The organism is Kribbella amoyensis (assembly GCF_007828865.1).
GTDB lineage: Bacteria > Actinomycetota > Actinomycetes > Propionibacteriales > Kribbellaceae > Kribbella > Kribbella amoyensis.
In genome coordinates this window covers 1054265-1074347 of record NZ_VIVK01000001.1, presented here as the reverse complement: position 1 = coordinate 1074347, position 20083 = coordinate 1054265, and the positions used below count along the sequence as shown (strand labels likewise).

The 20083-nt window shown below is 71.4% G+C and carries 19 protein-coding genes; 9 read left to right on the top strand and 10 right to left on the bottom strand.

Going from position 1 to position 20083, the window contains the following annotated elements; genetic code table 11:
• Nucleotides 1–2: 2 nt before the first annotated feature.
• Complete coding sequence (locus tag FB561_RS05130) at nucleotides 3–1253, top strand: DUF1501 domain-containing protein (protein ID WP_145803541.1); 1251 nt, start codon at nucleotides 3–5, stop codon at nucleotides 1251–1253.
• Between the two features lie 69 nt (nucleotides 1254–1322).
• Here FB561_RS05130 and FB561_RS05125 read toward each other — a convergent pair whose 3' ends face one another.
• From FB561_RS05125 to FB561_RS05105, 5 genes are all read right to left on the bottom strand, one after another.
• On the bottom strand, nucleotides 1323–2645 hold the full coding sequence (locus FB561_RS05125) for a sensor histidine kinase (protein WP_238334661.1): 1323 nt from the start codon (nucleotides 2643–2645) through the stop codon (nucleotides 1323–1325).
• Nucleotides 2642–3310 (bottom strand): response regulator transcription factor, encoded by a 669-nt coding sequence (locus FB561_RS05120; RefSeq protein ID WP_145803539.1) that lies wholly within the window; start codon nucleotides 3308–3310, stop codon nucleotides 2642–2644. The genes FB561_RS05125 and FB561_RS05120 overlap by 4 nt, the downstream gene beginning before the upstream one ends.
• A gap of 80 nt (nucleotides 3311–3390) precedes the next feature.
• Nucleotides 3391–3594, bottom strand: a complete 204-nt coding sequence (locus FB561_RS05115; RefSeq protein WP_238334660.1) for a DUF3099 domain-containing protein — start codon at nucleotides 3592–3594, stop codon at nucleotides 3391–3393.
• A gap of 49 nt (nucleotides 3595–3643) precedes the next feature.
• The gene (locus FB561_RS05110) at nucleotides 3644–4570 is read right to left on the bottom strand and encodes a cation diffusion facilitator family transporter (RefSeq protein ID WP_145803537.1); all 927 of its coding nucleotides are present in this window, start codon (nucleotides 4568–4570) and stop codon (nucleotides 3644–3646) included.
• The gene (locus tag FB561_RS05105; protein ID WP_145803535.1) at nucleotides 4570–5487 is read right to left on the bottom strand and encodes a LysR family transcriptional regulator; all 918 of its coding nucleotides are present in this window, start codon (nucleotides 5485–5487) and stop codon (nucleotides 4570–4572) included. The genes FB561_RS05110 and FB561_RS05105 overlap by 1 nt, the downstream gene beginning before the upstream one ends.
• 71 nt (nucleotides 5488–5558) lie before the next feature.
• Here FB561_RS05105 and FB561_RS05100 point away from each other — a divergent pair, with 71 nt between their 5' ends.
• The 6 genes from FB561_RS05100 to FB561_RS05075 all read left to right on the top strand — a co-directional run bounded on the left by FB561_RS05100 (nucleotide 5559) and on the right by FB561_RS05075 (nucleotide 12148).
• Nucleotides 5559–6620, top strand: a complete 1062-nt coding sequence (locus FB561_RS05100; RefSeq protein WP_145803533.1) for an SDR family oxidoreductase — start codon at nucleotides 5559–5561, stop codon at nucleotides 6618–6620.
• 48 nt (nucleotides 6621–6668) lie between these two features.
• Entirely contained in the window at nucleotides 6669–7259 is a 591-nt protein-coding gene (locus FB561_RS05095) for a helix-turn-helix domain-containing protein (protein ID WP_145803530.1), read from the top strand.
• A gap of 68 nt (nucleotides 7260–7327) precedes the next feature.
• Nucleotides 7328–8488, top strand: coding sequence for an NAD(P)/FAD-dependent oxidoreductase (locus tag FB561_RS05090; RefSeq protein ID WP_145803528.1), 1161 nt, complete (start codon nucleotides 7328–7330; stop codon nucleotides 8486–8488).
• On the top strand, nucleotides 8485–10251 hold the full coding sequence (locus tag FB561_RS05085; protein ID WP_238334659.1) for an FAD-dependent oxidoreductase: 1767 nt from the start codon (nucleotides 8485–8487) through the stop codon (nucleotides 10249–10251). Before FB561_RS05090 ends, FB561_RS05085 begins: the two co-directional genes overlap by 4 nt.
• Complete coding sequence (locus FB561_RS05080; protein WP_145803526.1) at nucleotides 10248–11150, top strand: dihydrodipicolinate synthase family protein; 903 nt, start codon at nucleotides 10248–10250, stop codon at nucleotides 11148–11150. Before FB561_RS05085 ends, FB561_RS05080 begins: the two co-directional genes overlap by 4 nt.
• Nucleotides 11147–12148, top strand: a complete 1002-nt coding sequence (locus tag FB561_RS05075) for a proline racemase family protein (RefSeq protein WP_145803524.1) — start codon at nucleotides 11147–11149, stop codon at nucleotides 12146–12148. The genes FB561_RS05080 and FB561_RS05075 overlap by 4 nt, the downstream gene beginning before the upstream one ends.
• A gap of 1104 nt (nucleotides 12149–13252) precedes the next feature.
• Here FB561_RS05075 and FB561_RS05070 read toward each other — a convergent pair.
• The 5 genes from FB561_RS05070 to FB561_RS05050 are packed head-to-tail and all read right to left on the bottom strand — an operon-like array spanning nucleotide 13253 to nucleotide 18160.
• A complete protein-coding gene (locus tag FB561_RS05070; RefSeq protein WP_145803522.1) occupies nucleotides 13253–14092 on the bottom strand; it encodes a 5-oxoprolinase subunit C family protein in 840 nt (279 codons plus the stop codon).
• Nucleotides 14089–14703, bottom strand: a complete 615-nt coding sequence (locus tag FB561_RS05065; RefSeq protein WP_145803520.1) for a 5-oxoprolinase subunit B family protein — start codon at nucleotides 14701–14703, stop codon at nucleotides 14089–14091. Before FB561_RS05065 ends, FB561_RS05070 begins: the two co-directional genes overlap by 4 nt.
• Nucleotides 14703–15464 carry a LamB/YcsF family protein gene (locus tag FB561_RS05060; RefSeq protein WP_145803518.1) on the bottom strand — a complete coding sequence of 254 codons (762 nt, stop codon included), beginning with the start codon at nucleotides 15462–15464 and terminating at the stop codon, nucleotides 14703–14705. The genes FB561_RS05065 and FB561_RS05060 overlap by 1 nt, the downstream gene beginning before the upstream one ends.
• Nucleotides 15465–15488: 24 nt before the next feature.
• On the bottom strand, nucleotides 15489–16766 hold the full coding sequence (locus tag FB561_RS05055; protein WP_145803516.1) for an NRAMP family divalent metal transporter: 1278 nt from the start codon (nucleotides 16764–16766) through the stop codon (nucleotides 15489–15491).
• A gap of 50 nt (nucleotides 16767–16816) precedes the next feature.
• Nucleotides 16817–18160: a hypothetical protein gene (locus FB561_RS05050; RefSeq protein WP_145803514.1), complete on the bottom strand. Its 1344-nt coding sequence runs from the start codon at nucleotides 18158–18160 to the stop codon at nucleotides 16817–16819.
• A gap of 149 nt (nucleotides 18161–18309) precedes the next feature.
• Between FB561_RS05050 and FB561_RS05045 the strand changes: the two genes are divergently transcribed.
• Both FB561_RS05045 and FB561_RS05040 read left to right on the top strand, forming a co-directional pair.
• A complete protein-coding gene (locus tag FB561_RS05045; RefSeq protein ID WP_145803512.1) occupies nucleotides 18310–19041 on the top strand; it encodes a GntR family transcriptional regulator in 732 nt (243 codons plus the stop codon).
• A 27-nt stretch (nucleotides 19042–19068) separates the two neighbouring features.
• A complete protein-coding gene (locus FB561_RS05040) occupies nucleotides 19069–20082 on the top strand; it encodes an LLM class flavin-dependent oxidoreductase (RefSeq protein ID WP_145803510.1) in 1014 nt (337 codons plus the stop codon).
• The last annotated feature ends 1 nt before the right edge of the window (nucleotide 20083 follow it).

The following is a 20083-nucleotide window of genomic DNA, read 5'->3' as shown; positions in this document are numbered from 1 at the left end:
CGATGGACAACCTGACCCGGCGCCGGTTCCTGACCATGAGCGGGGTGACCGCCGCGGGTGCGCTCGCAGTGGGCGCCACCCAGGTGAACTGGTCGGACCTGATGACCGCGGCGGTGCGGGATCCCTTGCCCAGCGGGGATTCCGTACTCGTCGTGGTCACCCTGTACGGCGGCAACGACGGGCTGAACACCGTCGTCCCCGCCGGCGACCCCGAGTACCAGAAGGCGCGGCCGGAGCTCGCGTACCAGGCCGACGAGGTGCTCGACCTCGGTGAAGGGCTCGGCCTCAGTCCCGGCCTCAAGGGGTTGAAGGGGTTGTGGGACGAGGACCTGCTGGCCGTGGTGCGCGGCGTCGGGTATCCAGAGCCCGACCGGAGCCACTTCCGATCGATGGCGATCTGGCAGACCGGCGCTCCGAAGACCCCGGTCCCGACCGGGTGGCTCGGCCGGTGGCTGGACGCAGCCGGCGCCGATCCGCTGCGCGCCGTCTCGGTGGAGCCGACGTTGCCGCCTTTGTTGGCCGGGGCAACGACCGCCGCCGCCTCCCTTCCGGTCCGCGGGCTGAAGCTGCCGGAGGGAAAGCTCGGGACGGCGTTCGCCGCGCTGGGCAAGCCGAGTCCGGGCGAGGAGCACTGGCACGCCGCTGCGGCGAAGTCGGTAGGCGACCTGCAGAACGCGGTGCGCGTGCTGGGCGGTGCCGTCCACGATGCCGCCGAGCGTGAAGAGGACGAGGACGAGGAGCGGACGAAGGGTGCCTCCGCCGGTGGTGGGTCGCAGCTCGGCGCTCAGCTCGACCTGGTCGCCGGACTGGTCGAGGCCGGCGTCCCGACTCGGGCGTACTCCGTGTCGCTCGGCGGATTCGACACCCACGCGGACGAGCGCGGCACCCAGCAACGGCTGCTCACCGAGCTGGACAAGGCGCTGACGCCCTTCGTCCAGCGGATGCGCAAGACCGATCGCGGGCGCAACGTCGTCGTGCTGGTGTACTCCGAGTTCGGGCGCCGCGTGCACGCCAACGGGAGCGACGGTACCGATCACGGGACGGCCGGTCCGCTGTTCGTCATCGGGGAGAAGGTGCAAGGCGGATTCCACGGCGAGCAGCCGAGCCTGACCGACCTGTCCAATGGCGACCTGAAAGCGACCACGGACTTCCGCGACGTGTACGCCAGCGTCCTCCGCGGCGTCCTGGACGCCGATCCAGAGCAGATCCTCGACGGTCACCGAGGCACGATCGACAACCTCATCAAGACCTGAAACCCCTGCTGTGCTTGATCTTCAGCGGTGGTGCCGGTCAGGGACGGAGGGGCTTGCCGTGGTTGGAGTTCAGCTGGGTGGGGAGGTGCGGGGCAGGGTGAGGCGGAAGGCGGCGCCGGGGTGGTTGTCGGCGCGGTCCAGGCAGATGAGCTGGCCGCGGTGGGCTTCGGCGAATCCGCGGGCGATCGGCAGGCCGAGACCCGAGCCGCGGCTGCGCTCACCGTGGACCAGCCGCTGGAAGATCCGCTCCCGGTCGGCCGGAGGGACGCCGGGGCCGTTGTCCTCGACCACGACCTCGGCGAACCGCTCACCCGCCCCGACCAGGATGCGCAGATCCGTCCCACCAGCCTGCCGCGCGTTGTCCAGCAGGTTGGCGAGGATCTGGGCGAGCCGGTCCGGATCTGCGATCACCTGGACCGGTTCGCCCTCGGTGCGCACGGTCAACTCCGGCGCGACCAGACGGAGGCGCTCGGCCTGGTTCTCGGCGAGTTCGAGCAGGTGGACGGGGCGTCGGCGCAGTTCGATGCCGGCGTCGATCCGGGCCAGTTCGAGCAGGTCGGAGACCAGGGTGCCGGCCCGGCGGGATTCGCGGACCAGCAGCAGTTCGAGGTCCGCACGACGCTCAGCGGGCGCGTCAGGTCCCAACTGGAGCAGGGTTTCCGCCGCCGACTGCAGTCCGGCGACCGGGGTGCGCAGCTCGTGCGCGGCGTCCGCGACGAACTCGCGCATCCGCTCTTCCGAGTTCCGCGCGGACCGTTCGGCGCCTTCTAGCGAGTCGAGCATCTCGTCGAACGCGGCCGCCGTCCGGCCGAGCTCGGTGTCGTGCCGCGTCGGCTGCAACCGCCCACCCCGGACCCCGGCCGCGATCGAGCGAGCCAGCCCGGTCATCCTGTCCAGCGGTTCGAGCGCGAACCGCATCCCCGCCACCAGCAGCAGAGCGGTGATCCCGATCGCGGCCGCGCCCGAAATCAGCAGGACGACCCGCAGAGTACTGCTGGCCTCGTCGAGCAACGACGTGTCCGCCGACAGCAGCAACGTCGCACCGCGGGTCCGCTGGCCTGCCTGCAATGTGGCCCGGACCTGGCGGATCTCACCGGCCGCCTCGACCGGCGGAGCGCCGAACTGCTGGCCGCCGCGGAGGATGAGGGTCACCCGCACACCGTCCGCGTCGATCCGGCGGACCAGGGCGGCGGGCGCTACGTTCTGCCGGGCGAGTTGCTGGGCGAGTTGGGCGCGGCCGTTGAGCAACGTGTTGAGGTTACGCTCGGCCTGCGCGTCGAAGACGGCCTTCACGGCGAACCCGGTGATCGGCAGGACGACGATCAGCACCGCGAGCGCGGTCAACGTGACCCGGCGACGGAGCGAGACCGTGCGCAGGCCGAACTCGGTCACGAGGCGCCCGGACGGAGGACGTAGCCGGATCCGCGGACCGTGTGCAGCAGCCGCGGACCGTGCGCCTCGAGCTTGCGGCGCAAGGCGCTCACGTGCACCTCGACCAGGTTGGCGGCGTAGTCGTCGTATCCCCACACCGCGGCGAGGAGCTGAGCCTTGCCGACCACCTTCTCCTTTCGCCCGGCCAGGAACGTGAGCAGCTTGAGCTCGGTCGCGGTCAGCTCCAGCGGCTGCCCGGCCCGGACCACGGACCCGGCCTCCGCGTCGATCACCAGGTCGCCGATCTCCAGCACGGTTCGCAACCGGCCGAGGCGGCGGAGGACGGCCTCGACGCGGGCGATCAGCTCGGCCAGGACGAACGGCTTCACCACGTAGTCGTCGGCGCCGGTCCGCAGTCCGTGCAACCGGTCCTCGACGCCGTCGCGCGCGGTGAGCAGGACGATGCCCGCGTTCGACGTGTCCCGCGTGATCTTGAGCAGCTCGAACCCGTCCCGGCCAGGCACCATCACGTCGAGCAGCACCAGATCCGGACGAAACGCGGCCAGATCACGCTCGTACGACGTCCCGTCGGCGCGGGTGAGCACCTCGGACCCGGCCTCCTGGAGCGCGATACCGACCGCGGTACGAATCGCCTCCGCGTCCTCGACCAGCAGTACCCGCGCCATCGGGCCATCCTCGCACTGCGTCCCGGTGGATCCACGGACCTGGCGACGACCCCGCGCGCATCTTCAGCGCATCTTCAGGCTCAGTCCTGCCGGTTGTTCGCGACGATGACGGCGATCGGTGGGATCACAGCGGCGACCGCGCTCATCCCGATCGCGAGCGGCACGGAGAACAGCCGGACCACGAACCAGGCCAGACCGATCAGGGTCAGACACGTCCCCATCAGCCACAGGTACGCCTTCTCGTTACCCGGGCGCCCGGTCATCCGCCACTTCCGATCCGCCACCCTTCCAAGGTACCCAGCGAGCGGCGCCCCAGTCCCGGGCCCGATGCCGTCAGTCGGAGGATCCGTGGGGATCGGGGGTCGGGTCGAGGTAGAGGTGGCGGACCGTCGGGAACTCGGCGCGGACCTCCCGATCGACGCGGTCGGCCAGTTGCTCGACAGCGGCGCCCGTGGTCTCACGGTCGTCCAGATCGACCCGGGCGACGACGAGGACCTCGTCGGCCGCCAGCCGCAGCGTCATCAGCTCGATCACCCCGACGATGCCGGGTGCGCGCCCGATGATCGCGCGGATCTCCCGCTCGGTCTCCGGCGGCAGCGCCTGGCCGATCAGCATCGCCTTGTTGTCCCGGCCAAGGGTGAACGCGACGCCGATCAGCAGGACCCCGATCGCGATCGACGCGATCCCGTCCCAGACCTCCTCACCGGTCAGCGCGCTCGCCGTGATCCCGGCCGCGGCGATGACCAGCCCGATCAAGGCGGCCGAGTCCTCGAACGCGACCGTCTTCACGGCCGGCTCGGCCTCGCGAAGATGGGAAAGCGCTGAGATCCCGGCGGCCCGTGCCTCCCGGCGGACCTGGCGTACCGCGCGCAGCCAGGAGATCCCCTCGAAGACGAACGAGATGACGAGCACCGGGTAGACGATCGCGAGCCGCTCCACCGGTTCGGGGTCCACCACGGCGCGCAGGCCCTCGGCGATCGAGAACCCGGCGCCGAGGACGAAGATGCCGACCGCGGCCAGCAACGACCAGAAGTACCGCTCCATCCCGTACCCGAACGGGTGCCGGTCGTCGGCGGGTTTGCGGCTGCGACGGAGCGCGGTGAGCAGGAAAACCTGGTTGAGCGTGTCCGCGACGGAGTGCGCGGCCTCGGCGAGTAGTGCGGTCGAACCGGACAGCAGCCCGGCGACGCACTTGGCCGCCGCGATCGCGAGGTTCGCCGCGCCGGCGAGCAGGACGGTGCCTTGGGATTCCTCAGCCATCAACCGTGCCGAGTGCCCTGGTTCCCCTCGGCCCAAACGGTGCGCAACACGTCGACGAAAGCGGCCGCGAGAGGGTCCGGTGTACCCCGCGTGTACGCCGCGAGCGTGCGGCAGACCCGCGGCTCCGGGTGGAGGACGTGACCGTCGAATCCGGGCGGCAGGATGTTCGCCGGGACCAGGGCCGGCCCAAGTCCCGCCGCGGCCAGCGCGGGAGCCGCGGCCGTCTGCTCGGTGCGTACCGCGATCCGCGGCTCGAATCCTGCCTGTGCACAAGCGAGATCGAGCATGTCGCCCAATCCGTGCCCGGGTACGTAGTGCACCCAGGCCCGCTCGGCGAGCTCGGTCAACTCGACCGTGTGCTGCCGGCGACGCCTCCGTCGAGGAGTGAGGAGCGGGTCGTCGGCCGCGACGACCACGACCAGCTCCTCCTCGCCGAGAAGGTGCTTGACCCCGGACCAGCCGGTGGGATCGGGACCGACGGCGAGGTCGGCCTGGCCGGTCCTCATCGCCTCGACCAGCTCGTCGGTGTGCCGGTGCTCGTACAGCCGGATGCCCACGTCGGGGTGCTCCCGCCGCCAGGCCCGTAACGCCGCGGGCAGGACGCCGAGGCTGAGCGAGTACAGCGTCGCGATCTGCAGCTCACCGGCCTCCAGCCCCGCCGTCTGCCGGGCCGCGCAGCGGGCGCGTTCGGCGTCGGCGAGCGCGGCCCGGGCGTGCGGCAGCATCGCGCGCCCGCTCGGGGTGAGCCGGATGTTCTTCGGCAGCCGCTCCAGCAACTGGCTGCCGGCCGACCGCTCGAGCGCGCGGATCTGGTGCGACAACGCGGGCTGGGTGACGTGCAGCAGCTCGGCCGCGCGGGTGAAGGAGCCCTGGTCGACCACGGTCACCAGGTACTCCAGCTGCCGCAGCGTGGCCATGCACGGAGTTTATCCACACTGTGAATGCAATGAGTTGGACTTATCCACAGGTTCAGCCACAGGCTGGGGACATGAGCACAGAACGGCGGAACGTGGCCCTGGTCGTCGGGGCCCGCGGAGTCATCGGCACCAACCTCGTGGAGCATCTGGCGGGCCTCCCGGACTGGGACGTGATCGGTCTGTCCCGGCGCGGGGGTGTGGACAACAGCCGCGTCCGCCATGTCGCGGTCGACCTGCTGGACCCGGACGACACCCGCGCGAAGCTGTCCGGCCTGACCGGCGTGACCCACGTCTTCTACGTCGCGTACCAGGACCGCCCGACCTGGGCCGAGCTGGTCGCGCCCAATCTCGCCATGCTGGTGAACGTGGTCGAGGCGATCGAGCCGGTCGCCCGCAACCTGCGGCACGTCAGCCTGATGCAGGGGTACAAGGTGTACGGCGCGCATCTCGGCCCGTTCAAGACGCCCGCGCGCGAGGACGATCCGCCGCACCTGCCGCCGGAGTTCAACGTGGACCAGCAGCGATTCCTCGAGGACCGGCAGGCCGGCAAGGCGTGGACGTGGTCGGCGTTGCGGCCGTCGGTGGTCGGCGGATCCGCGCTCGGCAACCCGATGAACCTGGCCGTCGCGATCGCGGTGTACGCGTCGTTGTCGAAGGAACTCGGCGTCCCGCTGCGATTCCCGGGCAAGCCCGGCGCGTACGACAGTCTGCTGGAGCTGACCGACGCCGGTCTGTTGGCCGAGGCAACTGTCTGGGCGGCCACCGAGCCGGCTGCGGCGAACCAGGCGTTCAACATCACGAACGGCGATCTGTTCCGCTGGAACGAGCTCTGGCCGAAGCTGGCCGGCTGGTTCGGGATGGAGGCGGCGCCGCCGTTGCAGATGGCGCTGACCGACGTGATGGCCGACAAGGAGCCGGTGTGGAAACAGCTCCAGGCCGCCCACGGGCTCGCCGGTACGCCGTTCGCCGAGGTGTCGTCCTGGCCGTTCGCCGACTTCGTCTTCGGCTGGGACTACGACTTCTTCGCCGACGGCTCGAAGGCCCGCCGCGCCGGGTTCCACACCTACGTCGACACCGAGGCGATGTTCTACGGCATCTTCGCCGACCTGCGGCGCCGCCGGATGATCCCCTGATCCGGCGCCGTCCGTCACCGGTCCGGGGTTTGTGACATGCTCCGGGCTGTGGCTGGTCAGGGAGCGGGGCGGGTACTGGGGGTGAACCTGCGCCTGCGCCGGGACGAGCTGGGCATCTCCTTGTCGGAACTGGCGCGGCGGTCCGGGATCGCGAAGGGCACGCTGTCCCAGCTGGAGTCCGGTGCGGGCAACCCGACGATCGAGACGGTGTTCAGTCTGTCGAACGCTCTCGGGGTCCCGGTCTCGGCCCTGCTGAGCGAGCCACCGGCCTCCGACCTGGTCGTGGTCCGGTCCGCCGACACCGACGTGCTGAGCGGTGACGCCGTCGATCTGCGGATGCTGCGCCGGCTGGAGTCGCCGGGCAGCCTGTTCGAGATCTACGACCAGCGGATCCACGCCGGCAAGGTGCAGCACTCGGCCGGGCATCCGGGCACCGAACACCACGTGATCCTGACCGGCCGGCTGCTGATCACGGCCCGCGACCAGACCCAGGAGCTCGGCCCCGGCGACTACTTGGCCTTCCGCGCGAACGGGCCGCACGAGTACGCGGCGCTGACCGACGAGGTGAAGTCGGTCCTGCTGCTGGAGTACCCGCCCGACGTCCATCCGGCCGGGCTGGACTCGCTGCACACCGGTTGACCTCGGCGCGATCCCGGTCGTACGCTCGGAATCGTTCATTAAACTGAACGATCTGCTGGGAGTGCTGGATGCCGGACGTCGTCGTGGTCGGAGCGGGCATGGTGGGTGCCGCCTGCGCCGAGGCGTTGTCGGCGGCCGGTGTCCGCGTCCTGGTGCTCGACCGCGGTGCCCCGGCGGGCGGGACCACGGCCGCCGGTGAGGGCAACGTCCTGGTGTCCGACAAGGAGCCGGGTCCGGAGCTCGACCTGGCGATCGCCTCCCGCCGCGAGTGGCCCGCCGTCCTCGACCGGCTGCCCGAGCAGGTGGCCGATGTCGAGTGGGAGGACAAGGGTGGCCTGGTCGTCGCGACGACCGATCCCGCACCGCTGGAGAAGTTCGCCGCCACCCAGCGCGACGCCGGTGTCGACGCTCAGCTGATCACCCCGGCCGATGCCTTCGAGCTCGAACCGCTGCTCACCCGCAAGGTGACCACGGCGGTCTACTACCCCGACGACGCACAGGTACAGCCCGTCCTCGCGACCACGGCGCTCCTCGCTGCGGTCCGGGCGCGTGGCGGTGAGGTCCGTTCCGGCGTCACCGTTCGCTCCGTACTCCGGTCCGCCGAAGGCCGCGTGATCGGTGTGGAGACGGATGCGGAGACGATCCCGTGTACCGCGGTGGTGAACGCCTGCGGGCCCTGGGCCGGCGCCTTCGGTACGGCGGCCGGCGCGCCCATCGAGGTACTCCCGAGGCGCGGCATGATCCTGGTGACGGCACCGCTGCCCGAGTCCGTCCGGCACAAGGTGTACGACGCGGACTACGTCGGCGCCGTCGGGAGCGGGGACGCGGATCTCCAGACGTCCACCGTGGTCGAGTCGACGAAGGCGGGCACCATCCTGATCGGGTCGAGCCGGGAGCGGATCGGATTCGACGACACGATCCGGGTCCGGGTGCTACGTGAGCTGGCCGCGAAGGCGGTCGGCCTGTTCCCGTTCCTCGGCGCGGTCCCCGTGATGCGGGCGTACGGGGGCTTCCGTCCGTACGCCCCGGACCATCTGCCGGTGATCGGGCCGGATCCGCGCGTCCCCGGGTTGTGGCACGCGACCGGGCACGAGGGCGCCGGGATCGGGCTGGCCGCGTCGACAGGGCGGCTGCTGACCGAGTTGTTCATCGGACTGCGGCCGCACGTGGACCAGGAGCCGTTCCGCGTCGATCGGCCGGCCGTCGTCGGTACGGGGGAGTCGTCGTGAGCCCGTACCTCCAGCCGGCCGGCGGTGACCCGGCCGAGCCGCGTCCCCAGGCGTCCATGCAGATCAGCGTTGATGGACAACCCGTGCAGGCGTTGCCTGGCCAGACGGTCGCGGCCGCGTTGATGGCGGCCGGGCGTGATTCGTGGCGGACCACGCGTGGTGCCGAGGCGAAACCGCGCGGCGTCTTCTGCGGGATCGGCGCCTGCTTCGACTGCCTGGTCGTCGTCAACGGGGTACCGGATGTCCGCGCCTGCCAGCGCACGATCGCGCCGGGCGACAGCATCTCCACCCAACACGGCGCGGTACTCCCTGCTGCGGTCAACGGCAGCACGGCCGCGGCACCACGGAGCCAGTGGAGCGTCGTCGTTGTGGGCGCGGGACCCGCAGGGATGAACGCGGCGTTGGCGGCGGCCGACGCGGGGGTCGACGTGCTGCTGGTCGACGCCGGGCGGGCCGTCGGCGGGCAGTACCACCGGCAGTTGCCCGCGGAGTTCAACGCGCGGCGTCCTGGTCGGGTGCACCACGGGTGGACCTCCTTCGCGCGGGTGCGGGATCGGATCGCGCGGCACGAGCGGATCGAGTACCTGGCCGAGACCTCGGTGTGGGCGATCGAGCCGCTGACGGGACGGACCGGGCGGCGCCTGTGGCTGCAGACGGGGGCCGCGGACGCGCCAGGGCGGCGGATGTCGTCTGTCGAGGCGGAGGCGCTCGTGCTCGCGCCCGGGGCGTACGACCGGGTGTTGCCGTTCCCTGGTTGGGATCTGCCCGGGGTGTACAGCGCCGGGGCCGCGCAGGCGTTGGCGAAGGGGCAGCGGATCGCGATCGGGCAACGCGTCCTGGTCGGCGGGACGGGGCCGTTCCTGTTGCCGGTCGCCGAGTCCTTGCTGGGCGTCGGGGCCGAGGTCGCCGGACTGCTCGAGGCGAACCACCTGAGCACGATCGCGCAGGGCTGGCGGACCGATCCGCTGGTTGCCCGCAGCAAGCTTCGCGAGGCGGCCGGGTACGCCGGGCTGCTGGCGCGGCACCGGCTTCGGTTGCAGCACGGGCGGGCGGTGATCGCCGCGCACGGTACGGACCGGGTCGAGGCGGTGACCGTCGCGCGGCTGACTCCGGACTGGCGGCCGATTCCCGGGACCGAGCGGCAGGTCGAGGTGGACGCGGTCTGCATCGGCTACGGCTTCACCGCTCAGCTCGAACTCGCCGTCTCGGCCCGCTGCGAGCTCGGTACCGGGCCCGACGGTGGACCGGCGGTCGTGGTCGACGACTCCCAGCGGACCAGCGACCCCGCGGTCTGGGCCGCCGGCGAACTCACCGGCATCGGTGGTGCCGACCTGGCCGCTGCCGAAGGTCGCGTCGCCGGCCAGGCCGCGGCCCACGCAGTACGAACCGATAGCTCCGTGCCCCCGACGACGGCTCGGCGGAAGGTTGTCGAGGGCAAGCGGTTTGCGGCTGCGCTGGCTCGGGCCTATCCGGTCCGGGACGGGTGGCGGTCGTGGAGCGACGACGGCACCTTGGTCTGCCGGTGTGAAGGCGTGACCCGGGGTGCGCTGGAGTCCGCTCTCGCCGAGCGCGACGTCGCCGGGTCGCGCCCGCTCAAGCTGACCAGCCGGGCCGGGCTCGGGCTCTGCCAGGGCCGGGTCTGTGCCCGCACCGTGGCCGATCTCGCGGCCGCCCACCAGCCCGGGGTACGGGCTGAACACCATCGTCCGATCGCCGTGCCGGTCCGGCTCGCTGATCTTGCCAACCTCCAGGAGGACCTGTGACCGAGAAGCTGGAAGGCGTCATCGTCGCCACCGCGCTGCCCTACGCCGAGGACGCGGCCGCGCCGGCCGGGTTGCGGCCAGACTTCGACAAGTACGCCGAGCACTGCCGCTGGCTGATCGAGAACGGCTGCCGCGGTGTCGGCCCGAACGGGTCGCTCGGGGAGTACTCGTCGCTCACCGACGACGAGCGCCGGCAGGTCGCCCGGACCGCGATCGAGGCGGTCGGCGACGACGGTGTCGTGGTGGTCGGCGTCCACGGCGCCGGCGCGCACCAGGCCCGGAGCTGGGCCGAGAAGGCGGCCGAGGACGGCGCCGACGGGGTACTGTGCCTGCCGCCGACGATGTACCGCGCGAACCGCGGCGAGGTGATCCACCACTACACCGAGGTCGCCAAGGCCGGGCTGCCGGTGATGGTCTACAACAACCCGCACGACACCAAGGTCGACCTGACCCCGGACCTGCTCGCCGAGCTGGCCCAGATCGAGAACGTGGTCGCGGTGAAGGAGTTCACCGGTGACGTCCGGCGGATCCTGGAGATCCGCGAGCAGGCCCCGGACCTGGCCGTGATCGCGGGCGCCGACGACCTCACCCTGGAGGCGCTGCTGATGGGGGCGACCGGCTGGTTCGCCGGGTTCCCGAACGTCTTCCCGAAGGAGTCGGTCCGGCTGTACGAGCTCGCGCTGGCCGGCGAGCTGGACGCGGCGCGGGCGATGTACGAGCCGCTGGTGGCCGCGTTCCGGTGGGACTCGCGGGTCGAGTTCGTGCAGGCGATCAAGTACGGGATGGACTACGTCGGCCGGTTCGGGGGACCGTGCCGCCCGCCGCGTGGTCCACTGGTACCGGAACACCTCGCCCAGCTGGAGCAGGACATGAAGAAGGCCGTGGAGTCGTTGCGATGAGATCCGTCCGCACCCTGACCGCGATCGACTCGCACACCGAGGGCATGCCGACCCGCGTGGTCACCGGTGGCGTCGGCGTGATCCCGGGCGCGACGATGGCCGAGCGCCGGGAGTACTTCCTGGCGCACGACGACGACCTGCGGCTGTTCCTGATGAACGAGCCGCGCGGCCACTCGGCGATGAGCGGCGCGATCCTGCAGCCGCCGACCCGGCCGGACGCGGACTGGGGCGTGCTCTACATCGAGGTGTCCGGCTGCCTGCCGATGTGCGGCCACGGCACCATCGGCGTGGCCACGGTCCTGGTCGAGTCCGGCATGGTGAAGGTGACCGAGCCGGTCACCGAGGTCCGGCTGGACACCCCGGCCGGCCTGGTCGTCGCGAAGGTTGCGGTGAGCAACGGCAAGGCCGAGCACGTGACGATCCAGAACGTGCCGGCGTACTCACACGCGCTGGACACCACCGTCGAGGTGAAGGGACTCGGCGAGGTCACCTACGACCTGGCGTACGGCGGGAACTTCTACGCGATCCTGCCGCTGGACCAGCTCGGCATCCCGTTCGACCGGGCCGAGAAGGAACGCATCCTGCAGGCCGGGCTGGACATCATGGACGCGATCAACGCGACCGACCGCCCGGTCCACCCGCTGGACCCGGGCATCAACGGCTGCAAGCACGTCCAGTTCACGGCACCCGGCCGGGACGGGTCGGACTCGCGCAACGCGATGGCGATCCACCCCGGCTGGTTCGACCGTTCCCCGTGCGGTACCGGGACGTGCGCGCGGATGGCGCAGCTGCACGCGCGTGGTGAGCTCGAACTCCTGAAGGACTACGTGAACGAGTCCTTCATCGGCACCCGCTTCATCGGCCGCCTCCTGGAGGAAACCCAGGTCGGCGACCGCCCAGCCGTCATCCCGACCGTCACAGGCCGAGCCTGGATCACCGGCATGGCCAACTACCTCCTCGACCCCACCGACCCCTTCCCCACCGGCTTCATCCTCTGACCCATCCGCAGGTTCCCGCCGGTACGCGTGCCCGATGACGCTCAGTTTGACCACTACCCCCGCTACAACACGCCATCGGCCAAACAACCCGCCAACCACCTGACAGCCCGCCAGTCGTCGAACGACCCAGCGGCCGTCCAACAACCCGCCAGTCGTCCAACAACCCGCCAGTTGTCCGACACCTTGGCGGCCACCCAACGACCCGGCGGCCACCCAACTGCCGGCAGCGGCACGCCTAACCCACGGAGCTCGCTGCCACGTCCGCCCCGCGACCACCGCCGTCCCGCCGAGACACACGCCCCGCCGCCGCCCCGCCGCTGTCGCCGTCCCGAGGTCGCGACTTTGTGCGCGGATTGGTCGTGTCGCGGCGTCCGTGGTGACCGGTGGGTGCACAAAGTGCGACGGGCGGTGGCTGGTGGGTGCACGAAGTGGGTGCGGGTGGGTGGTGGGTGCACGAAGTGGGTGCGGGTGGTTGGCGGGCGGCACGTCGTGGCTGCGGCTGGCGGGGCGTGGGTTGGTTCTCTGATGGCGCCCTTTGTGATCACCACCCCTGCTACAACACTCCATCGGTCAAACAACCCGCCAAGCGTCCAACAACCCGCTAGCCGACTACCTCACCGGCGAGCCCGCCCACCGCGTCCGCCCCGCCACCGCCGCCCCGCCACCGCCGCTCCGCCATCGCCGCGCCGGCCCTCCGGCCCGCGGCCCCTGGCCACCCGGCCCCTGGCCACCCGGCCCCTGGCCACCAGGCCTAGGCCCACCGCCCCCGGCCACCACCGCCGGCCCGCAGTCGAGCCGACTTTGTGTGCGGGTTGGTCATACTGCGCCGGCTGTGGCGACCGGTTGGTGCACAAAGTGCGACGGGCGGTGGCTGGTGGGTGCACAAAGTGGGGTGGGGCGAGGGGTGGGTAATGAGGCGGGGCGAGCGGGGGGGTGCTGGGGAGGGGCGAGCGGCGGGGTGCAGGGGCGGGTGCTGGGTGGGGCGAGTGGTGGGGTGCTGGGCGGGCGAGCGGTGGGGTGCTCGGCTGGGGCGGGTGCTTGGGTTGGGTTGGTGAGTGGGCGATGGGGGCGGGGCAGGTGGTGGGGTGGTGCGGGGTTACGGCCTCAGGGGGTGAAGCGGAGGGGTTGGCCGGGGCGGAGTTGGGCGCAGGGGTCTAGGTTTTCGGGGGCTACGTACGCGATGACGGGGTAGCCGCCGGTGACTGGGTGGTCGGCCAGGAAGAGGACGGGGAGGCCGGATGGGGGGATTTGGAGGGCGCCCAGTTCCATGCCTTCGCTGGGGAGTTCGCCGTTGCGGGCTCTTTCCAGGGGCTCACCTTCGAGGCGTACCCCGATGCGGTTGCTGTTGCTGCTGACCTTGTACGTCTGGCCGAGCAACGAGGCCCAGCCCGCATCCGTGAACCAGTCGCGCCGGGGACCAGGCAGGAGGCGTACCGTCACCAGTCCGCCGGCCGGTTCGGCGACGGGCGCCAGGTCGACGCCTGGCATCGGACCGTGGTCCTTACCAGCAGCAACCACATCGCCGGCCTTCAGCGGAGCGGGACCGAGCCCGGCCAGCAGGTCGGTCGAACGGGAACCGAGCACCGGTTCCACGTCCACGCCGCCGCGGATCGCCACGTACGTGCGCAGGCCGGTCCGCGGTACGCCGAGACGTAGGACCTCGCCCTTGCGGAGGATCGCGGGTGCGTTCAGTGGTACGCCGGAACAGGGGGCGCCGGTGATCGCGTACACGAGGTCCGCCTCGGCGAGCAGTGCGAGGCCGCCGAAGGTCACCTCCAACGCGGCCGCGTCCTCGCTGTTGCCGACGAGCCGGTTGGCCAGCCGGTACGCGGTCCGGTCGCAGGCCCCGGATCGGCCGATGCCCAACGCGGCCTGGCCGGTCCGGCCGGTGTCCTGCACGGTCGTCAGCGGACCGGTCTCCAGTACTTCGCAGCGCACCGTCACGCTCGACCCGCATCCACGAAGCGAATTCGCCGGCCGGGTTGCAGCAGGGCCGCGGGATCGCGGTCGAGGTCGAAGACGGCCACGTCGGTCCGGCCGAGCAGCTGCCAGCCGCCGGGCGACTCGCGCGGGTACACCCCGCTGAACTCGCCCGCGAGCGCGACCGAACCGGCGGGCACCTTCGTCCGCGGCGACTCGCGGCGCGGGATGTTCCAGTCCGAGCGGCCGGTGAGATATCCGAAGCCCGGCGCGAAGCCGCAGAACGCCACCGTCCACTCGTCGGCGGTGTGCCGGCGGACCACCTCGGCGACGTCGCAGCCGAGGATCCCGGCCAGGTCGTCGAGGTCCGCGCCGTCGTACACGACCGGGATCTCGACCAGGTCGCCGGCGGCCCGGCGATCGGCGGTCGGCACCGTCGCGCGCAGGGAGCGTTCGAGCGCGGCGAGGTCGGTGACGGCCGGGTCGGTCACCACCATCACCGTCCGGGCCGCCGGCACGATGTCGACGACACCGGCCGGCGGCTCGGCGAGCAGCGCCGCGTAGTACCCGAGGACCTCGTCGAGATCGGCGAGCTCCACCAGCAGCGCGGTACCGCCGCAGGGCAGCAGGCGCATCAGGCCGCGAACGGGGTCAGCTCGACACCCGCGTCCCCGAGCGACTTGCGGACCTGTTGGGCGATCTGGACCGCGCCCGGGGTGTCCCCGTGTACGCAGATCGACCCGGGGTGCAGCTTCAGCTCGCCACCCTCCACGTCCTTGATCGCGCTGCCGGTCGCCATCGCCACACAGCGCTTGGCGATCTCGCGCCCGTCGTGCAGGACGGATCCCTCGACCCGCCGGGAGACCAGCGTGCCCTCCGGGGTGTACGCGCGGTCGGCGAACGCCTCGTGTACCACGGTCAGCCCGGCCTCCTCGGCCAGCTTGAGCCACAACGCACCCGGCAACCCGAGCACCGGCAGCGCGCGGTCGTAGTCGGCGACCGCCGCGACCACGGCCGCGGCCTGGTCCTCGTGGCTGCCGATCGTGTTGTACAGCGCGCCGTGCGGCTTGACGTAGCGGACCTCGGACCCCGCGATCCGGGCGAACGCGTCCAGCGCGGCGATCTGGTACAGCACCTCGTCGCGCAGGACGGCCGGCTCGACGTCGACGAACCGGCGGCCGAATCCGGGCTTGTCGTTGTACCCGACGTGGGCCCCGATCGCCACGTCCCGATCGGCGGCGCGACGGCAGACCGCGCGCATGATCGACGGGTCGCCGGCGTGGAAGCCGCAGGCCACGTTGGCGCTGGTCACCACGTCGAGCAAGGCGTTGTCGTCGCCCATCTTCCAGCTGCCGAAGCCCTCACCGAGGTCGGCGTTCAGATCGACGGTGTTCATCGGATCTCCTCCTTCAGCGGCCGGTCAGCCGAACAGGTCGATGACGGGACGGACCGAGCGCACCGCCAGGTAGATGGTCAGCAGCCAGGCCAGCCCGCCGATCCCGAGCAGCCAGGCCGGGTAGTGGTAGCCGTTCAGCAGGTCCTTGCGCCGCCATGCCACCCAGAGAAGCACACCGATCCCCACCGGCAGCAGCAGCCCGTTGAACGCGCCGGCGAACACCAGCAGCGTGGTCGGCGCGGTCCCGATCACCAGGAAGAGCAGCGTGGTCACGACGATGAAGGCGACCACCAGGCCGGTCCGGACCCGGTCGCTGGTCCGCGTCCGCGAGGTGATGAACGAGACCGTGGTGTACGAGGCGCCGATGACGCTGGTGATCGCCGCGGCCCACAGCACGATGCCGAAGACCCGCAGCCCGACCTCGCCGGCGGCCTGCTCGAACGCGGACGCGGCCGGGTTCGCCGGGTCCAGCTTGGCGCCCCCGGCGACGACGCCGAAGATCGCCAGGAACAGCACGACCCGCATCACGCCGGTGATCAGGATGCCGGTGACCGAACCGCGGGTGATGTCCTTGAGATGCTCCGGCCCGCTCACCCCGGAGTCGAGCAGCCGGTGCGCCCCGGCGTACACGATGTACCCGCCGATGGTGCCGCCGATCAGCGTGGTGATGGCCAGGAAGCTGACCTGCTCGGGCAGCACCACGTTCTTCAGGGCCTGGCCGACGGGTGGTCCGGAGGTGATCGCGATGTAGGTGGTGAGCACGATCATCAGCGCGCCGAGCACGAAGACGATCCGGTCCACCGCCAGCCCGGCCCGCTTGGACAAGAAGATGCCGATGGCAATCAACGCCGACAGTGCGCCACCCAGCTTCGGGTCCAGGCCGAGCATCGCGTCGGTGCCGAGCCCGGAGCCGGACACGTTGCCGATGTTGAAGACCAGGCCGCCGACGAACAGTAGCCCGGCCATCACCCAGCCGAGACCGGGAGCGACCAGGTTGCCGAGTTCCTGAGCCCGCCGGCCGGACACCCCGATCACCCGCCAGACGTTCAGCTGGAGGGCGATGTCGACCAGGATCGACGCGGCGATGGCGAAGGCGAACGCGGCGCCGAGCTGCACCGTGAACGTCGTGGTCTGGGTGATGAAGCCGGGCCCGATGGCCGAGGTGGCCATCAGGAACATCGCCCCGATCAGCGTCGACCGGGTACTGGCCTTCATCGAGGTGGTGGCCGTGCCCTCCGAGCTGGGCTGTCCGGTCCGGCGGACGGGGCGGGGGCTGGTCGGTTTGGACGGCGGCTTGGCCATGGTGCTCTCCTGTTTCCGCTGGCGGTGAGGGGTGCGCAGGGACCGCGGCGTCAGCGCCGGACGGCCTTACCGGCGGCCTCGACGAGGGCGACGGTCTGATCCACGACGGCCTGGCGGTCCGCCTCGAACGCGGGACTGGTGAGCGCGCCCGGGTCGGCCGGGTACTCCAGGGCGGAGATGTGCAGGTGCCCGCCCGGCAGGGTCGGGTGACCGGTGCCGAGCCGGAGCCGGTTGGTGCGGTACATGGACTCGTTGGACAGGTAGTTGCCGCCCGGCGCACTGGCCGCGCGGGAGCCCGGCGACGGGTCGGGTGCGGTCCGCAGCGCGGTCGGGTCGGGGAAGGTGCCGGCCGGCCACTCGGTGATGCCCGGGTTGAGCTTGACCGGCCACGGCCCGGTGCCGGCGGCGATCATCGCCTGGTACGGCAGCGTGGTGTGGATGAACTGCGGCGACGGCTGCGGTTGCGGCCAGAGCGCGGCGGCCGAGATCGGGCCGTAGTTGATCGATCGGTTGTTGTCCGGCGAGCCGCCGCGGAACCCGCCGGCCCACTTCTCGATGTTCGTCTGGCCGCGACCGGTCTGGCTGATCGTCATCAGCGCGTCGATCGCGCCCTGGTACCGCGGGTCCTTGCGGTGCACCAGCCACGGGCCGAACGCGTCCTCGACGATGCCCTGGTCGAAGTCGGTCCAGTTCACCGGGAACATCACCGCCTGGACGGTGACGGTGCCGTGCTTGGTCTTGACGGTGCGGCCGTCGAGTTGGAGCGCGGAGGCGCCGGACGGGTTCGAGTTCCGCAGGCTGGCGTCCAGGCTGTAGGTGTCGAACCCGCTGACCAGCAGCTTGGTGGTGTTCTTTCCGAACTCGACCTGGTCGATCCCGCGGGAGGCGTAGCTGAACTGCCGCAGGATCGCCTGTCGCTGCAGGCTGGTCAGCGCGAACGGCGCCTGCCACTCCCGGACCGCGCGGCTCATCGACGTCCGCGCCCAGTACAGCGGGCGGTCGTCGTACCGGTCGATGGTGCCGGAGGTCAGCCGGCCCTGTGCCCGGTCGACCGCGGTCCGCCAGAGTGCGGCGCCGGCGGCCTTGATGGCGGTACTGGCCTCGCCGACGCTCGTGTAACCGCAGAGCCGGGCGGCGAAGTCGTCCACGATCCGCTCGAATCCGGCGGCCTCGATGAAGTCCCGGGCGACCGGGGTGGTCCGGCCCGGCAGGCTCAGCGTGGTCCGCTGCTCCTCGACCGTGAGCACGGTGCCGGGGGCGACGCAGGCGGACGAGGGCGCGGCCGCGGTCGAGGATGGGGCCATCGGGCTGCCGCCTCCGGTACTGGCCAGGGCTGCCACCGTGACGACGTTGAGGGCGAGCAGCGCGGACGGGAAAAGCCTCTGGTGGATCATCCGGGATCTCCCAAGGGGTCAGGCGATGCGTTCAGTGGGCGGTCGAACGCGTCTCGTGATTCCCGAGGGTAGATATTGTTCAACAATCCTGCAAGACTCCCATCCAACGCGGTTTCACTCCGGCACAGCGATTGGGTGATGATGCGAGGGTGTCCAGCTCCAGCGAGATCCGACCACCGGCCGTCCCGGGCACCGACACGTCCTGGCTGCGGGCCGTCGCCGACGACGCCGCGCTCTTCGACCGGAGCAGTTCGGCCGAGCGGGTGGCCGACGTACTGCGCCGCCGGATCACCGAGGGACAGCTCCGACCAGGGACTCAGCTGTCGGAGGAACTCCTCAAGGAAGCGCTCCAGGTCAGCCGGAACACCCTCCGCGAGGCCTTCCGGTTGCTCACCCACGAAGGACTGCTGGTGCACCGGATGCACCGCGGCGTCTTCGTTCCCGACCTCACCGAGGACGACCTGGTCGACCTCTACCGGCTGCGCCGCGTCCTCGAATGCGACGTGGTCCGCGGGCTCACCGATCTCGAGCCGGATCGGCTGGATCCACTCCGCGCCGATCTGGAGGCGAGCCGAGCGGCGGCCGGGTCCGGTGACTGGATCGCCGTCGGTACGGCGAACATGCGCTTCCACCGGCACCTGGTCGGTCTCGCCGGCAGCACCAGGATCGACGAGATCATCGGCCGCCTGCTCGCCGAGCTCCGGCTGCTGTTCCACGTCATCGCGACCCCGCAAGCCCTGCACGAGCCGTACATCGCGCGCAACCAGGCCCTGCTCGAACTGCTCGAAGCGGGGGAGTGCGAGCGCGCCGCGGACGAGCTCCACCAGTACATGCTCGACTCCGAGGCCCGCTTGCTCGCCGCCTTCCGCGCCCGCGGCTGATCCGTCGTCCCGGCTGGGGGTCGGCCGATGAGCGGGCTGCGGGTCGATCTGCGGGTACCGGTCGGGCGGCCGTTGCCGGAGCTGGCCGAGTTCGCCGCCCGGGCCGAGGCGGCCGGGCTGGACGGGATCGGTGTCCCGGATCACCACCACACCGGGCGGGACGCGTACCTCGTGCTCGCCGCGATGGCGTCGCGGACCGAGCGGCTGTCGCTGTTCCCCGCGACCTCGAACGTGGTGACCCGGCATCCGCTCGTCTCGGCCGCCCTCGCGAACTCGCTGGACGAGCTCGCGCCGGGACGCGCGATGCTCACCGTCGCCCCCGGATTCCTGTCGGTCGAGAAGGCCGGGGAACCCCAAGCCAGACGAGCCCGGCTCCGCGAGATCGTGCTCGCATTGCGCGGGCTGCTCGGCGAGGGCCACGCGAGCCTGGACGGGCACGAGCTGGAGTTGTTCCACCGGCCCGCGACCGGGTCCCGCGTCGTGGTACTTGCCTCTGGCCCCAAATTGCTGGAGCTCGCGGGTGAGGTCGCCGACGGCGTGATGATGCTGGTCGGTCTGGATCCGGCGGGGGTCGAGGCGGCCCGCAAGCACGTCCGGATCGGGGCCGAACGAGCCGGCCGGGATCCCGCCGAACTGGAGGAGATCCTGATCGTCCCGTTCGGGCTGGGGGACACCGCGACGGTCCGGGCCTGGCCGCGCGGCTGGTTCCGCCCGGGCCAGCCCTGGCTGCGGTACCCGAGCGCGTCCAACCTCACCTGGCTGCGGTACGCCGGGATCGACGTCCCGGACGGTCCGCCGGAGGAGCTGTCCGACGACCTGACCGATCGGATCCTGGACGCGTACGGGTTGTTCGGTACGCCCGAGCAGTGCGCCGACCGGCTGCTGCGAGCGCACGAGGAGCTCGGGACGACCCGGGTCTTCCTGTTCCCGGCGCACAGCTGGGACACCACGTACGAGCTGCCGCGCGCCGAGGTGGACGCGTTCGGCAGCACCATCGGACCGGCCCTGCGTGCGGCCGGCCTGTCCACCGCCGGAGCCTGAG